This is a genomic window from Bacteroidota bacterium, assembly GCA_016706255.1.
Classification (GTDB): domain Bacteria; phylum Bacteroidota; class Bacteroidia; order Chitinophagales; family BACL12; genus UBA7236.
The window spans coordinates 419,757-435,483 of the sequence record JADJJZ010000003.1; the positions used below are offsets into that span (position 1 = coordinate 419,757).

Annotated in this window: 15 protein-coding genes; 9 read left to right on the top strand and 6 right to left on the bottom strand. The window is 36.9% G+C overall.

What is annotated here, in order from left to right; genetic code table 11:
- Positions 1-2: 2 nt before the first annotated feature.
- The 3 genes from IPI65_03570 to IPI65_03580 all read left to right on the top strand — a co-directional run bounded on the left by IPI65_03570 (position 3) and on the right by IPI65_03580 (position 2,875).
- Positions 3-665 carry a hypothetical protein gene (locus IPI65_03570; GenBank protein MBK7440623.1) on the top strand — a complete coding sequence of 221 codons (663 nt, stop codon included), beginning with the start codon at positions 3-5 and terminating at the stop codon, positions 663-665.
- A gap of 1 nt (position 666) precedes the next feature.
- The gene (locus tag IPI65_03575; GenBank protein ID MBK7440624.1) at positions 667-1,548 is read left to right on the top strand and encodes an aminotransferase class IV; all 882 of its coding nucleotides are present in this window, start codon (positions 667-669) and stop codon (positions 1,546-1,548) included.
- Between the two features lie 118 nt (positions 1,549-1,666).
- The gene (locus IPI65_03580) at positions 1,667-2,875 is read left to right on the top strand and encodes a T9SS type A sorting domain-containing protein (protein MBK7440625.1); all 1,209 of its coding nucleotides are present in this window, start codon (positions 1,667-1,669) and stop codon (positions 2,873-2,875) included.
- A 76-nt stretch (positions 2,876-2,951) separates the two neighbouring features.
- On the opposite strand, the gene truA is transcribed toward IPI65_03580, so the two are convergent.
- Entirely contained in the window at positions 2,952-3,689 is a 738-nt protein-coding gene (gene truA / locus IPI65_03585) for a tRNA pseudouridine(38-40) synthase TruA (protein ID MBK7440626.1), read from the bottom strand.
- An 80-nt stretch (positions 3,690-3,769) separates the two neighbouring features.
- On the opposite strand from truA, the gene IPI65_03590 reads away from it, so the two are divergent.
- The 3 genes from IPI65_03590 to IPI65_03600 all read left to right on the top strand — a co-directional run bounded on the left by IPI65_03590 (position 3,770) and on the right by IPI65_03600 (position 5,508).
- The gene (locus IPI65_03590) at positions 3,770-4,165 is read left to right on the top strand and encodes a DUF4293 domain-containing protein (GenBank protein MBK7440627.1); all 396 of its coding nucleotides are present in this window, start codon (positions 3,770-3,772) and stop codon (positions 4,163-4,165) included.
- A 117-nt stretch (positions 4,166-4,282) separates the two neighbouring features.
- Positions 4,283-4,801 (top strand): hypothetical protein, encoded by a 519-nt coding sequence (locus IPI65_03595; protein ID MBK7440628.1) that lies wholly within the window; start codon positions 4,283-4,285, stop codon positions 4,799-4,801.
- A gap of 80 nt (positions 4,802-4,881) precedes the next feature.
- A complete protein-coding gene (locus tag IPI65_03600; protein ID MBK7440629.1) occupies positions 4,882-5,508 on the top strand; it encodes a T9SS type A sorting domain-containing protein in 627 nt (208 codons plus the stop codon).
- 76 nt (positions 5,509-5,584) lie between these two features.
- Here the strand turns inward: IPI65_03600 and lysS are convergent, their stop codons facing one another.
- From lysS to IPI65_03615, 3 genes are all read right to left on the bottom strand, one after another.
- Positions 5,585-7,099, bottom strand: coding sequence for a lysine--tRNA ligase (gene lysS / locus IPI65_03605; GenBank protein ID MBK7440630.1), 1,515 nt, complete (start codon positions 7,097-7,099; stop codon positions 5,585-5,587).
- Between the two features lie 121 nt (positions 7,100-7,220).
- The gene (locus tag IPI65_03610) at positions 7,221-8,087 is read right to left on the bottom strand and encodes an SdiA-regulated domain-containing protein (GenBank protein ID MBK7440631.1); all 867 of its coding nucleotides are present in this window, start codon (positions 8,085-8,087) and stop codon (positions 7,221-7,223) included.
- An 81-nt stretch (positions 8,088-8,168) separates the two neighbouring features.
- Complete coding sequence (locus IPI65_03615; protein ID MBK7440632.1) at positions 8,169-9,842, bottom strand: FAD-dependent oxidoreductase; 1,674 nt, start codon at positions 9,840-9,842, stop codon at positions 8,169-8,171.
- Positions 9,843-9,981: 139 nt separating this feature from the next.
- On the opposite strand from IPI65_03615, the gene IPI65_03620 reads away from it, so the two are divergent.
- On the top strand, positions 9,982-11,424 hold the full coding sequence (locus IPI65_03620; GenBank protein MBK7440633.1) for an aldehyde dehydrogenase: 1,443 nt from the start codon (positions 9,982-9,984) through the stop codon (positions 11,422-11,424).
- Between the two features lie 11 nt (positions 11,425-11,435).
- The gene (locus tag IPI65_03625) at positions 11,436-12,551 is read left to right on the top strand and encodes a peptidoglycan DD-metalloendopeptidase family protein (GenBank protein MBK7440634.1); all 1,116 of its coding nucleotides are present in this window, start codon (positions 11,436-11,438) and stop codon (positions 12,549-12,551) included.
- Between the two features lie 72 nt (positions 12,552-12,623).
- On the opposite strand, the gene IPI65_03630 is transcribed toward IPI65_03625, so the two are convergent.
- Positions 12,624-13,793: a T9SS type A sorting domain-containing protein gene (locus IPI65_03630; protein MBK7440635.1), complete on the bottom strand. Its 1,170-nt coding sequence runs from the start codon at positions 13,791-13,793 to the stop codon at positions 12,624-12,626.
- A gap of 47 nt (positions 13,794-13,840) precedes the next feature.
- Entirely contained in the window at positions 13,841-15,043 is a 1,203-nt protein-coding gene (locus IPI65_03635) for a T9SS type A sorting domain-containing protein (protein MBK7440636.1), read from the bottom strand.
- Between the two features lie 109 nt (positions 15,044-15,152).
- Here IPI65_03635 and IPI65_03640 point away from each other — a divergent pair, with 109 nt between their 5' ends.
- Positions 15,153-15,575, top strand: coding sequence for a RidA family protein (locus tag IPI65_03640; protein ID MBK7440637.1), 423 nt, complete (start codon positions 15,153-15,155; stop codon positions 15,573-15,575).
- Positions 15,576-15,727: the final 152 nt, after the last annotated feature.

A 15,727-nucleotide genomic window follows, 5' to 3' on the forward strand; every position in this document is an offset into this window, starting at 1 on the left:
CAATGATGTATGCATTTTCGCAACGTAAAGATGTGCGCGTTTTTGATGAACCACTATATGCGCATTACTTGCGTGTAACCGGATTAAATCATCCCGGCAGAGAAGAAGTACTCGCTGCACAAAACAATGATGGTGATGCTGTTATGGATAATTTTTTATTCGACAATTTTACACGCCCGGTACTGTTTTTAAAACAAATGACACATCATTTGGTAGATATTGATTTGCGTTTTCTTGAGCAATCAAAAAATATTATTTTAATTCGCGATCCCAAAAAAGTGTTGCATTCGTATGGTAAAGTTATTGAACAACCAACATTGGAAGATATCGGCATAAAACAAAGTTTCGAATTGTTTGAATACCTGCAAAAAGCACAATTGCATTGTTTAGTGGTTGATGCAGATACCATATTAAAAGACCCCGAGGCAGCTTTAAAAACCATTTGTGTTTCATGTGATATTCCTTTTTTACCGGCTATGTTAAGTTGGGCACCGGGGCCAAAAAAGGCAGATGGTGTTTGGGCGAAATACTGGTATGAAAATGTGCATGCCTCATCCGGTTTTCAGGAATATCAGGAAGAGGAAATACACTTATTGTCGAATTTACAAAAAGTATATGAAACGGCAGTTCCGTTTTACGAAAAATTAAAAAAACACGCCATCTGATATGCAGCAGCAATTTAATCCGAAAAACGAAAACATTTTTATCTGGGTAAAAGATAAATTATATCCGCGCAGCGAAGCAAAAATTTCTGTTTTTGATTCTGCGGTTCAGGGTGGTGATGCTGTTTGGGAAGGATTACGTGTATATAATGGAAATGTGTTTTGTTTATATGAACATCTTGAACGCCTGCAGGCAAGTGCACATGCTATGATGTTTCAGCAAATACCGGATAATGATTTTATTATACATGCTATTGAATCAACGTTAAAGGCAAACGATATGTTCGATGGTGCACATATTCGTTTAACATTAACACGTGGTGAAAAAATTACCTCAGGAATGGACCCGCGCTTAAATCAGTCTGGTTGTACATTAATTGTGCTGGCAGAATGGAAAGAACCGGTTTATACAAATGCAGTTACACTAATTACATCTTCTGTTCGTCGCAACAGTCCTGCCAATTTAGATTCAAAAATCCATCACAATAATTTAATCAATAATATTCTTGCAAAAATAGAAGCCAATGTCGCTGGTGCTGATGATGCTTTGATGCTTGACAATAATGGTTTTATATCGGAGACAAATGCCTGTAATATTTTTATGATTAAAAACGGAATGGTATTTACACCAAATGCCGATGCTTGTCTGCCCGGAATTACCAGAAAAACAGTAATTACCATCTGCAACCAAAATAATATCCCAATCCATTTAAAAAATATTTCGCTCACCGAAATGTATAATGCCGATCAGGTTTTTACAACAGGAACAATGGGTGAATTAACTGCCGTGAAAATGATTGACGGACGAACAATTGTGAATAGGAGTGGAGTTGATTTGATGCAAACCATTAACAATTTATTCAGCAAACTTACTCATGGAGTGTAAATTGTTTTTGCTCTATTTTGACTGTAACCATTTGATAACTACTTAATTCTGTTTTATTTATATGTATTGGTGATTGCGAATGATATCAAATTTTGGTATATTTGATAAAACCTTCCATATGAAATTAACAACTACCCCAAAACGCTTGACGGCCTATTCTACGATGGCTGCAGCAGTTTTAGCCATTCCAAAAGATGCCGATGCCCAAGTTATTTACACCGATATTAATCCTGATAAGGTGGTATTTACAACGGGACCTTTGGACTCTTTACATCTTGATGTAGATGGCGACTCAGTAACCGATTTTATTTTTAATGCATTTTATTTTTACTCTTCCTACACAGCTTCAGGAAATAATTACGACCATCTTGGTGTCCAGGGAGTTAATGGTGCAAGAATTGCCTATACCTTGCAATCGACAAATATTTATACCTTTTCGAATGCATTATTTACTAATCTAAGTGCAAAATTTGCACAAATATTACCTGCAAATACACCCATCAATAACACATTAAATTTTGCTAATAATGCTGAATTTTTTTACCAACAATGTTTCAATGCAATATATTCGAGTGCGCCTGATTATTGCTGGACTCAAGGTATGGGTATCGGCGTTGTAAAATATATTGGCTTCCGGTTAAAAAACGGCCCACTAAAATATTATGGCTGGATGCGGGTTTCAATCAGTAATACCACACCGTTTGTTCCAGTGCCAACTTCCATTAATATTTTAGATTATGCCATCAATTGGACACCAAATACGCCAATTCTTGCAGGTCAGGGTCTCATTTGTATTGTTACTGATCCATTAGGCACTGGAACTACCGCTGCACATTGGGCAAAAGTATATTGGGAGCCACAACCGGGATTATCCTATTACGAAGTAGCTTACCGGGAACCGGGTGGTGTTTGGGAATCTAAATTAGTAGCACCGGATAAAACGAGCACTAAAATAAACGGATTAAACTGCAGTACTGATTATGAATGGCAAATTCGTTGTGCCTGCGCCGACGGGTCGTTGTCTGAATATTCTGAATCACAGTTTTTTACAACAGCTTCGTGCAGACTTGAAAATGAAGCAGACGACGATTCAGATGAAGCAGTTTCTATTTATTCGAATGCAAATCGGGTATTTGTTTATTTTGATGAACCCTTAACAGAACCTGCTCAATTATTTATATATAACATGTTGGGGCAAATAATGTTAGCCACACCGGTTGAAAATCAGCAAAATATTTTCGAATTAAATTTACCTACGGGAATGTATACTGCAAATCTCGTTACCCCAACCGGTAACATTGGAAAAGTAATTGCAATTAATCAATAATAAATTGAATGAATCAAATAAATATGATTGGCAAAATCGTATTTATTTGATTTTTTGTATTGTTGAGTAGTAATAATTAATCGATATAATCATAATCCACCCGGATTAAAAATAATCCATGCGCAGGCGCGCTTAATGCAAATTTAAAACGCTCTTTATTGCTAATGCCTGAATCAAATTCGGCAATTGTCATTTTATGTTTGCCGATTTGAATCATTGCGCCAACAATTAACCGTACCATACCACGTAAAAATCGGTCGGCTGAGATGTAAAATACTTTATTATCCCCTTCATCCCGCCAATAACAATCTACAATATTTACGATAGTTGTTTTTGAACCCTGATTGCTTTTACAAAAAGATGGAAAGTCGTTATATTTTTTTAAAATGTCACACGCTTGTTGCATCAAATCAAAATCCAGGTCCCGAAAATGACGAAATACCATCAGGTCGGTTGCAAATGGATTTTTTTGAAAAGTGATGTGATATTCATACGCTCGTAATTTTGCGTCAAAACGGCTATGTGCTTTTTCGTGGACAGGAATACAACGTTTTATAGCAATCCGTGCAGGTAAAAACTGATTTAATCGTAAAGTGAATTTTTCCGGAATTTCTGAATTGGTATCAAAATGTAAATAAAATTGTGATGCATGAACCCCGGCATCGGTTCGACCGCAGCCAACGCAGTGGATGTCATCTCGCAAAATAGTGGATAACGCTTCATCAACCTTTTGTTGCACACTGATGCCATTAGGCTGCCATTGCCAGCCCACAAAATCGGTTCCCCGATAGGCAATTTCTAAAAAATACCGCACAGTGCAATATTAGGTAAATCTGCGATAATTGCCTGTGTAAATTTGTTTGCGGGTGCGTATCTTTGTCCAAACTTTAATTTATGTGGCAACGTATTCAAACCGTATTTCTTTGCATCGCCGCACTGGCAGCAGTTGGATTTTTATTTGCTCCAATCGCAATAGAAAATGATGTTGCTGTTTACGGAAAAACTAATGTAATCGCTTCAGCGATCGCCATTGGTATTGCTTTATTGAGCCTGTTTATTATTACCCAGTTTCAGGACAGGAAATTGCAAATGCGTTTCACGATGATAAATATCATTATTGCATTTGTTCTGGCAATTGTAGCGGCAATTGGGGCTATGGGTAATTCGGCTACTCCGCGTTATGAATTTGCAATTGGAATTCCGGTATTAATCATTATTGCCTTATTACTTGCCTATCGCAATATCAAAAAAGATGAAGACCTGGTTAAATCAATGGATCGTTTCAGGTAATTAATTGATATTCAGCATCTATCGATGAATCCGGTGCTAATAATTGTTTTTTTGACAATACGCACTTAATATTCAGCTAATCTTTCGCAGATAATTTTGTGCCTTAATCGGCATAAAATGAAATACCTGAGCATACTAATTTATGCTGTGATTGCACACTTAACTTGTACCGCACAAATTGCTGCCGGAGATATTGCGTTTGTTGGATTTAATGCGGATAACCCGGATCAGTTTACCATTATTACTACTAATTATTTAGAAGACGGCACCCAAATTTATTTTACGGATGCAGGTTGGACGGGCACTGCTTTATATGCAAGTGAAGGTAGTATTTTATGGACCGTGCCGACAGGCGGTTTACCAACCAATACCATGGTTACATTTACAGGTGCTGGAGCTGGAGGATTTACAACTTTTCCGACCGGAACCCTCGAGACCGGTGTGAGCGTTTCTTCAGGAACCATAGTAGCGAGTGGAATTGCAGCCAGTATGGCACTTACAACAAGTGGTGATCAAATATTGGCATTTACAGGTTCAATTGCCAGTCCGGTTTTTATTGCATGTGCTAATTTTAATGGCAGTTGGTCGTGGACAGGAACAAATAATTCTGAACAAACATTAACTCCACCCGGTTAACAAGTGGAACAGATTGTGTAGTATTAAGCGATAGAGATAATGGCAAAATAGACTGTTTATTATTACCCGACCCGGCAACAGTGAGTGATTATAATAATGCTTCTAATTGGGTATATAATGATGCAACCAGATATACACTTCCACCTACATTAGGCACTTGTGAATTTTTATTGCCATTAGATTTAATTGCATTTGATGGTACTATTTCAGAAAACGGAAATCAACTTAATTGGACAACTGCTAATGAAATCGATATAAAAGAATTCATTATTGAAAGAAGTGCCAACGGTGAATCGTTTATTGCTGTTGGTGCTGTTGATGCAATTGGAGATGCACTTTCAGCTAATAGTTATGAATTTATTGACGATATGCCTGCTGGAGGGGAAATGTATTATCGTTTAAAAATTACCAATCTGGATAATACTTATACCTACAGCAAAATTATTTTGATAGAAGATGAATTAACAAATACAATAAAACTTTTCCCTAACCCGGTAACAGATTATGCAACACTCATATTTTCTAATAACTGCAACAATTGTAATATTCAAATATATTCAGCAAACGGAAAGGTGATTGAAAATTTAGCAGTTTCTGTAAACGGCCAACAACATCTTGAAATAAACACCCAAAATTTACAACCGGGTTTTTATGTAATAAGTATAGTTGGAGATGCGGTCAATCTAGCTATTCCGTTTATAAAATAGTTATCCATTGCTTTGAATTAAAAATCCGCGGTATTAATTAAAATTTCCGCGGATTTATTTTTTATTTTAAATGTGCTTATTTCGATTCCGGTCGCATGTGCGGGAAAAATAACACATCCTGAATAGCGTGCTGATTGGTCATAATCATTGTTAAACGGTCAATGCCAATGCCGATGCCTGCTGTAGGTGGCATACCATATTCAAGCGCGCGTAAAAAGTCTTCATCCAATTGCATCGCTTCTTCATCGCCACGTTTGCCCAGTTCAAGTTGTGATTCAAAACGGTTGCGTTGGTCAATCGGGTCGTTTAATTCGCTGAATGAATTCAACATTTCTTTTCCATTACAAATAGCTTCAAATCGTTCAACCAATCCTTCTTTGCTGCGATGTTTTTTCGCAAGCGGGCTCATCTCAACCGGATAATCAGTTATAAATGTAGGCTGAATTAAAAACGGTTCACATTTTTCTCCAAAAATTTCATCAATTAATTTGCCCTTCCCCATAGTTGCATCTACATGCACTTTTAAATTTTTTGCAGTAGCAAATAATTCCGTTTCATTCATATTTGAAATATCGATTCCGGTAAAATGTTCAATTGCTTCAAACATGGTAAAACGTTTCCATGGTCTTTTAAAGGAAATTAAATTATCACCTACCTGCACTTCTGTGCTGCCATTAACTTCAATTGCAACCTTTTCAATCATCTCTTCAACAAAATCCATCATCCAGATATAATCTTTATAAGCAGCATAAAATTCTACCTGTGTAAATTCCGGATTGTGAAACCTGTCCATACCTTCGTTACGGAAATCTTTTGAAAATTCATACACCCCATCATATCCGCCAACAATTAAACGCTTTAAATACAACTCGTTTGCAATACGCATATATAATGTCATATCAAGTGCATTGTGATGCGTTTTAAACGGACGCGCAGCTGCACCACCATACATAGGTTGTAAAATAGGTGTTTCTACTTCTATATAGCCAAAGCTGTTTAAAAATGTACGGATCGTATTTACCAGTTTTGTTCTTTTAATAAACACTTCACGAACTTCAGGATTTACAATTAAGTCGACATAACGCATTCTGTAACGTTGCTCACTATCGGTAAATGCATCGTGCACATTTCCATCGGCATCTGTTTTTACAATTGGAAGCGGACGTAAACTTTTACTCAAGAGTTTAAATTCACTAACATGAATGGTAGTTTCGCCTGTTTTGGTTGTAAACACATATCCTTTTACACCAATGATATCTCCGATGTCTAAATGTTTTTTAAATACTTCCTCGTATAAGGTTTTATCTTCTCCCGGGCAAATTTCATCACCCTTAACATAAATCTGAATTTTTGAAGAGCTGTCCTGTATAACAGCAAATGCTGCTTTACCCATAATACGTTTACCCATAACGCGACCGGCAAGGCTGACAGCTTTAAAGGCATCCGGATTTTCCGGAAATTGTTTAAGGATATCTGCTGCCGGATGACTAATTTCAAATAATTCGGCAGGGTAGGGTTCAATTCCTAAATTGCGCAATGCCAAAAGGCTTTCGCGGCGTATTTGTTCTTGTTCTGTTAGGTGTTGTGACATTGTATTAACCTGATAATTTTGCGCAAAGATACACAGTTAGGAATTGTGATTCGAAATTTGATGCGCAAATGCTGTTGTAGGTTAGTTTAAACACATCAGTAAAAGAGCACTAATTGAATTTTTACCGGTACTTAAAATACAGAATTCGGGCTTTCCCCTCCTGACCTTCATTTGTAATATACATGTCGCCGTTTGGGGTAAAAGTAATGCCTTCGGGTTTGTTGAATAGTACCGGGTCAAGCAATTTTATTTCTTTAATAGTACTTGTTTCATCTACAACAAAAATTGCATGGTCTGCGGCATTTAAAATATATAAATTTCCGGTTTTAGGATGCAGGGCGATTGCTGAAATATTGAATTTAAAGGTGTTTTTATTTTTGCCTTTTTTATTAGCGCCAATTTCACCCATGTCAAGATTCTTTTTTCGGGCATAGGCCATTGCGTCATCAACAGTTAATGCGTATGTTGGATTTTTATGTAATTCTTTTTTCTCCCAGTCAAAACGATATATCTGTCTTGCGTTTTTTTCAGCATCGGCATCAATTATTTTATTTTTACAACCAATCAGCAAACTTTTCGTATTCCGGTCAAAACATAAACCTTCATTATTGTCGGCAGGAACTCCGGTTGTATAACTTTTTGTTTTTATTTTCTTGCTGCTGTAATCACTTATTTCAAATAATTTACCATCACTTCGTAAAATATAAATATAATTATAGGCAATGGCAATACCCTCGTAATCACCGTCTGCATGAAAGGGATAACGTTCTTTAATGAAATTGTTTTTAATATCATAAATAAATAAAATGCCATTTTCGTCCTGCACACAGGCAACAGTGCTGTCGTTAATAAAAGCAATACCGGAAATTTCCCTTAATGAGTCCGGTAATTCCAGCACTTTATCAGGTTGTGATAAATTATAATGCTTCAATTCCCGGCCCTGCACAAAAGTGAGCGCGATAAATGAACATACGAGGAGGTAATTCATTTGGTGAAAATAACAAATTTCGTGCGAAACCTAAAACCGATGCATATTATTAAACGAAACTTGGTGGAAATTTAGTGCAACTTATTTTACCTCAATTTTTTGATGATAAAGTTTTCCGTCTATTTCTGCTTCTAATAAATAAATAGATGTCGGTAAATCTTTAATTTCAAATTGATAAGTATTTTTTCCAGCAGGAATTCTATCATAATAAAATTGTTGTACATGTTTGCCGTCAATACTAATTATTGAAAATTTAGCTGTTGTTATAGTTGCAGATGAAACAATAAAACATGCATTGCCATTGTTTTCAAATAATTCAACCGAAATGGTTGACGTTGTGGTTTCAACAGGTAAAGAAAAACATTCCAATACCTCAGCGGCAGCACGGGCGCCACTTTCCAATGCACCGTGAACAGTAGAAGGATGGTTGTTATTAGTGGCTTCTCCTGCGAAAAATATTTTGCAATCTATCGGTAAGGCCAAATCAATACGTGTGGTGTCTGTTTCTGTAGTATACGTATTTAATGCAGGGAATGAATATGCACCTTTAATGAATGGATGTTTGCCCCAATCAGAAATAAAATTGTCAAGATAGTTTGCTGTTGCAGCACCATCAAATAAAGCATCAAGTTCTGCGAGTGCAACATCAACAGCTCCGGCTCCCAAGCTACTCATATATTCTGCATTTTCTCCCATTATAAAACAAATTAAAACAGCATCAGTAGCGCCGGTTTTGTCGCGACCCGGATCCCAGATAAAAGTGGTATAACCATCCATCGTCATATCCTGTATTTCATCTCCCCAAAAACGATTCGAAAATTTTAAAATTAATTTCATTCCTGCACCCATTTGTAAGGCATTAATAGCTGTTGATTTTACAAATGATAATAATGGCGTAAAAGAAATAGTATTTTCTTGTAAAATAGGAATAGGAACAGTAACAATTACTTTATCAGTTATAAATGATGAACCATCAGCACATGAAACAATGGCATTGGTGCCTGAATAATTTATAGCAGTTACTTGTTTATTATATTGAATATCACTTAATATCGGATTAAAAAATAATGTTTCCAGAATTGATAAATAACTGTCGTCTAATAAATAATCTTTGCCTCCGGTTAACCACAATACTTCGCTAATGGCAATACTTTTCATACCAATACGTTTAATGGTAGTACCAAATTCAGAGCCAATCCATGCTTCGTAAACATGCCAGTATGGGTGACTTTCATCTATGCTATATTCTGAAAATAAATAATCACTCATAAAAATATCATCACCTGTATAGGCATACATGTTTAAATAAAATTGCCATGCAGCTTCCAGGTCGGCATCCCAATAAGGTTCTACTTCATAACCGGTGCCAATTTGATACATTTCTTTATAAGCACCGTATTCCAATAATAAATCTGGATTGTAATCATTTATGGAACTCCATAAAAATGATGGTGGATCACCGGCAGTATTTCCTTTACCATGCACAAATTCAGCGCCTGCCTCTACATGAAAATCAGCAAATCCTTCCAATGGTTTTACGCGTCCGCCATGGGTATCTGATGCTTCAAGAATAATAACATTTATGCCCGCTTCTTTTAATACTTTGGCAGCATATAAACCTGCTGCACCGGCACCAACTATAATTACATTTCCGGATGTAAGTTTTGGTGATAATGTGGCTTTTAAAAATGATGGATTGATTAGCATTCCCGGAACAAGGAGGCTAAGGTTACGGACAAATTTTCTTCTGCGCATAAAGCAAATGTATTAAATCTGCTTGTTAAAAAATAGACCTGTCAGGTTTAAACCTGCGTGGTTTAAACCTGACAGGTTTTTCAGTTACTTTTATTATCTTCGCAACCGTTAATCAATTCGCAAACTTTACGGATACGATTTGTTCATATTATCAAACTATATTGGAGGCAAGCTTCAACCGCCTGTAAGCGGTAATTATCTGGATAACTACAATCCGGCAACAGGCTCCGTATACGCACAAATTCCTGATTCAGACGAAAATGATGTTGAACTGGCTGTAACAGCAGCTAAAAACGCCTTTGCGGACTGGTCAACAACTGATGCAGTTACCAGAAGTCGCATTTTATATCGGATTGCTGAGCTTATTGGTGAACGATTTGATGCTTTAGCGGAAGCCGAGTCAATGGATTCAGGTAAACCATTAGCCTTGGCAAAACGTATGGATATTACCCGGGCACGTGACAATTTTGAATTTTTTGCTGCTTCGGTGCTCCATTTTTCAAGCGAAAGCCATAACCAGAAAGGAAAATTCATCAATTATACTACACGCTATCCAATAGGCGTTGTAGGTTGTATCTCTCCCTGGAACTTACCCTTATACTTATTCACCTGGAAAATAGCACCTGCTCTGGCCGCAGGCAATTGTGTTGTCGCCAAACCATCGGAAATCACACCGGTAACGGCTTTTATGTTATCTGAAATTTGTATCGAAGCCGGTTTACCAACAGGCGTCCTAAATATTGTACACGGAACAGGGCCGAAAACAGGTGCGGCCATCGTGAAACACCCATTAATAAAGGGAATATCGTTTACCGGAAGCACCAGAGCGGGCCGTGAAATTGCATCCGTGACGGCTCCGATGTTTAAAAAGGTCAGCCTGGAATTGGGCGGAAAAAACCCGGTAATTATTTTTGCCGATTGCGATTATGAGGAGATGCTGAATACTACGGTAAGAAGCTCTTTTACCAATCAGGGGCAAATTTGTTTGTGCGGAAGCAGGATTTATATAGAAAGCAGCATATATGAGCGTTTCAAGGCAGATTTTGTTGAAAGGGCCAAAAAGCTCATTGTTGGCGACCCGAAAGCGGCTGAAACCAATGTTGGTGCTGTTGTTTCTGAGGTGCATTACAATAAAATATTGAGTTATATCGACTTAGCTAAAGAGGAAGGTGGTAAGGTATTATGTGGAGGGGAAGCTGTAAAATTTTCAGGTGACATGGAAAAGGGCTGGTTTGTTGCTCCTACTGTGATTGAGGGTTTAAATCAGCAGTGCAGGACGGTGCAGGAAGAAATTTTTGGGCCTGTAGTTACGCTACACGCTTTTAATAACGACGAGGAAGCCGTAAATTTGGCCAATCAATCCGATTACGGTCTGGCCGCTGTAATCTGGACGAATCATTTAACTAGGGCACATCGCTTGTCTGAGCAGCTTGAAAGCGGTATTGTTTGGGTAAACTGTTGGTTAGAGCGCGATTTGCGCACACCATTCGGAGGCGTTAAACAATCCGGCGTAGGTCGCGAGGGCGGGGTTGAGGCTTTACGGTTTTTTACCGAACCTAAAAATATTTGTATAAAAATTTAAAACGGAGGAAAGTGGCTTATTTTAAAAAAATCAGAAGAACCCCCACAACAGTTTTTACAGTCGGATTCGCGGCTGCGGCAATGTTCAGTGCATGTGGCACCTACACAGCTGCCGTACAAAACGATAACACAAAATACACAGCGGTTGATACCGGAATTACACCATCTGAAGATCTTTTATTCATAGAAGATTTTTACGCTGAAGATGCTTCTAAAAAGGCAGAACCACGTTTAACAATTGATTACACTCCCGAAGCAAATCTTCGCGGCCAGTTAAAATCTGCCGACGAACAATTGCCGATCAGTGAACAGTTGGTTTTACTTGGTGAAAATATTCGCCTTAGTGAGCAGGCTGAAAACGAAAATATCGGTGGTCTCGATTATGCTACTCCTGAAGAAGCAGAAGATTTTGAAGTGTATGACGATTTGTTTTTAGCAAACGAATTAAATGCCGGTGCAATTTTTGACCCTTCTAAAATGACGGATAGCATTCAGGTGTTTTTAGTGAGTCCTTTTAGTAACTGCTATACGTTCCCATTAGGTAACAGTAAAGTAAACTCCGATTTTGGCTGGAGAAAAAGTCGCTTCCATTCAGGTATCGATTTAGACCTTGAAGTTGGCGATGATGTATATGCTTCATTCGATGGCATTGTTAAAAAGGCAGATGTTGTTTCCGGATATGGAAATTTAATTGTGGTAAAACATTTTAACGGACTGGAAACATATTATGCGCATTTATCAAAAATATTAGTTGCAGAAGGTGATACTGTTAGCTCAGGCGAAAAAATTGCATTAGGTGGAAATACCGGCCGAAGCACCGGTCCGCACTTACACTATGAATTACGTTACCGCGGAGCAGCAATTAATCCTAAATATATTGTTGATTTTAAAAATGCAGACTTAATTGCAGAAATGTTTTATTTGAAAAAAGAACATTTTAAACCAACAACTTCTACAACAAATGCTGCAGCATCAACAACAGCAAAAAAATATTATACCGTAAAAAAAGGTGATACTTTAGGAAAAATTGCTTCTCGCAATCATACCACAGTAGCTAAAATTTGTAAACTCAATGGCATCTCAAGTAAAAAAGTACTGAAGCCGGGGCAACGATTGAGAATAAAATAAAAATATTTAAATATTAAAAGCCCTCCAACTCGGAGGGCTTTTTTTTGATGTGTTATAAGGAGGAAACGTTAATTAATGCTTTACCACAAATTTTTTGGTATCGATTGTTGAATTTTCTTCATTGTAAATCCGAAGCACATAAACTCCCGAAGCAAAAGTATTTGTCGCTATTTTCATGTCACTATTGCGGAATTGTTTTGTCGTAATCAGCACACCGTTTATATCGAAAATTTCAATTCTGTATTTCCCGGTATTAGTTACAGCAACAGAAATGAAATCACTTGCCGGATTCGGATATAAATCGGTTATTATAGAAGTTTTACTGGTAACAATTTCTTTTGGTTTCCCGATACCATCAATATTTCCCTTTATTCCAATAACAACAGGATAAAAATTCATATTCACACGCGCATCCTTTGCCATGGTTATAATTTGTTCCATGCTATAATTGCTGCGCGGAGGTAATAAACTCGGTGCATCGCCAATTAATAATACAATACGTTTTCTTCCGGTAATCCAATTCATTTCCTCAATGGTTTTAGCGATAGCATCATTTACACTTTCTTCATAATCGCCACCACCTGTTGTGGTTATACCATTAATAATAAATGGCAATGTATCATAATTATTTGTAAGCGGATATTTCTCAAACCATAAACCGATATCTGCATTTTTATCACCATAAAAAACAAATCCAACTCGGGTATTTTCATAGGTTTTAATTTGTGATACAATTTTTGAAATACTTGTTTTTATTTCTGCAATATCATCAGACATGCTTCCGGTTTTATCTACTAGAAAAACTAAATCGGTTTCACCTGACATATAAGTTTTAATGATATCACTTATGGCATCAACTACAAATTTGGCGTTGTCAATCATATAAACTTCACCACCTGAAGCATCTGCAATTCCTGAAAACATTTTAACCGTAATGTTATTATAAGCATCAGCAACACTATTTAATTGCGGAAGATCAGGATTTAATTTCAATTGCCGCTGTATTTCTTCATCAATACTAAGGTCCACCTTTTTTGAAAGAGGCGTTTTTTCTTTGCGTTTTGCATTTAGTACAATGTCAGGTGCCGGAATAGAATCTGCTTTTTTTGTAATTGGAGCACTAATGGTGTCTTTAACTGAAATTTTGGTGGCAGAGGAAACAGAATAATCCGGTTCGGCATTATCGCAATTTGTAAGTAAAAACAACAAGCCGATAAGTGTGGTAAAATAAACTTTTTTCATAAGAACGGATATGGTTTAGGTGCTTAAAAAAATGGCATTGAATAATATTATTTATGTTGAACAATAAATTTTATTGTGTCTGCGGTTTTATTGGATTCGTTTATAATTCGAGCAATATAAACGCCCGGTGGTAAATCCCATGTATAAAAAGTAAAGTTGTCGCCTGTAAATGATTTAGACTGGAGCAAATTACCGTTTATATCAAAAAGTTGTGCAGTATAGTTGCCGGCTGACTGCGTGTGTAATAACATTATATTATCTGCCGGATTTGGATAAATTGTTTTTATAATTGCACTTGATTTAGGTTCGATATCAGCTATGCCTACCTTGCTATTAATACCTTCCTTTAATCCGATGACTATGGGATAAATATTCATCGTAACATTATATCTGGCAATACAATTTAAAACTTCTGTTGTAGTAAATTCACTAAGCGGGGGTTCCAGACTTGGTGCATCGCCAATCAATAAAACTAAACGCCTTGCAGTGAATGACCAATTCATATCATTTAAAGTATACATGATAGCATCATTAACACTTTCAGGTAAGTCATAACCACCACCGTAGGTTCTTGTATTTTGAATTATAGAACGAATCTCATCAGTGTTTTCAGTTAGTGGATGTGCCTGAAGCCATTTTTTACCATCAGTATTTTTATCAGCATAAAATACTAAACCAATTCGAATTGGCTTAAATTGTTCTAATACATTTATAATTTCAGTTAATCCATTTTTTACCGCTAACAAATCATCATTCATACTTGTTGACCGATCCATTAGAATTACTAAATCGATTCCACTTTCTCCATAATTGGTAAATACATCAATAATAGCCGGCACCAAATATTCTGCATTATCAATACAATAAAGTTCTCCCTCCGAAGCATCAGCAATGTTGTTAAATAGCTGAACCTCTGTTTCATCAATTAGTTTTTTTAATCCCTTAATTTTTGGTAATTCCGGATTTAAAAGCATTTGCCGTTCAATTTCGGCATCAGTTATAGTTGCTAATTTAGATATTAGGTTACTCGTTGCAGAGCCGATTGTTGTGTCAACCGTTTTTGCATGCCAGGTAATTTTTTCCGGTAAAACGGCTGTCTCCCCTAAACCAACCAATAAAGTAATCTCAGGTGAAACATAAACAGTGTCATAAAACGTTATAGTCGCTATATTTTCAGGCGGAGTAATTGTGGGGTCGCAACTACTAATAATAAAGCATAATAAAATAAAATGGGTACAGTTTGGTTTCATAAAAAGTTGGTTGGAGTGAAACGAACTGCCGCAGAGAAAATGAATAACGGTGGACCATTTAAAATTCGTATGTTAAATTGTAATTTTGTCAGTATTGAATCTTTAAATCATGAGCAACAATATCATCCATACCAACAAAGCCCCTGAACCTGTAGGTTTATATCCGCATGCTCGAAAAGTGGGCAATTTGCTTTTTTTATCAGGCATTGGCCCTCGTGAAGCAGGAACAAACAAAATACCCGGTGTGGAAATCGATAAAAATGGTAATTTCAATACCTTCGATTTTGAAGCGCAATGCCGTTCGGTATTTAATAATGTGCGCACTGTTTTAGAGGCTTCCGGCGCCAAATGGGAAGATTTGGTGGATGTAACTGTTTTTCTAACCAATATGCAACGCGACTTTGCTACTTATAACCGCATTTATGCAGAGTATTTTAAAGATGCCCAGCCTTGCAGAACCACAGTTGGTATTACATCACTCCCTACACCTATTGCAATTGAACTAAAGTGTATAGCCGCAATTTCGGAATAAATCTGCTCCGTTAAATAAACTTTTATTCTTAGCATTTCCCTGCTTTTCGATGCCAAAAGCCTTACCTTTGCACGTTCGAATATTTTGGAATTCGGGGGAGAAAAAGTGAAAAAAACAAAATCTACTATAAAAGAAGCCGTGCAAAACCTGCC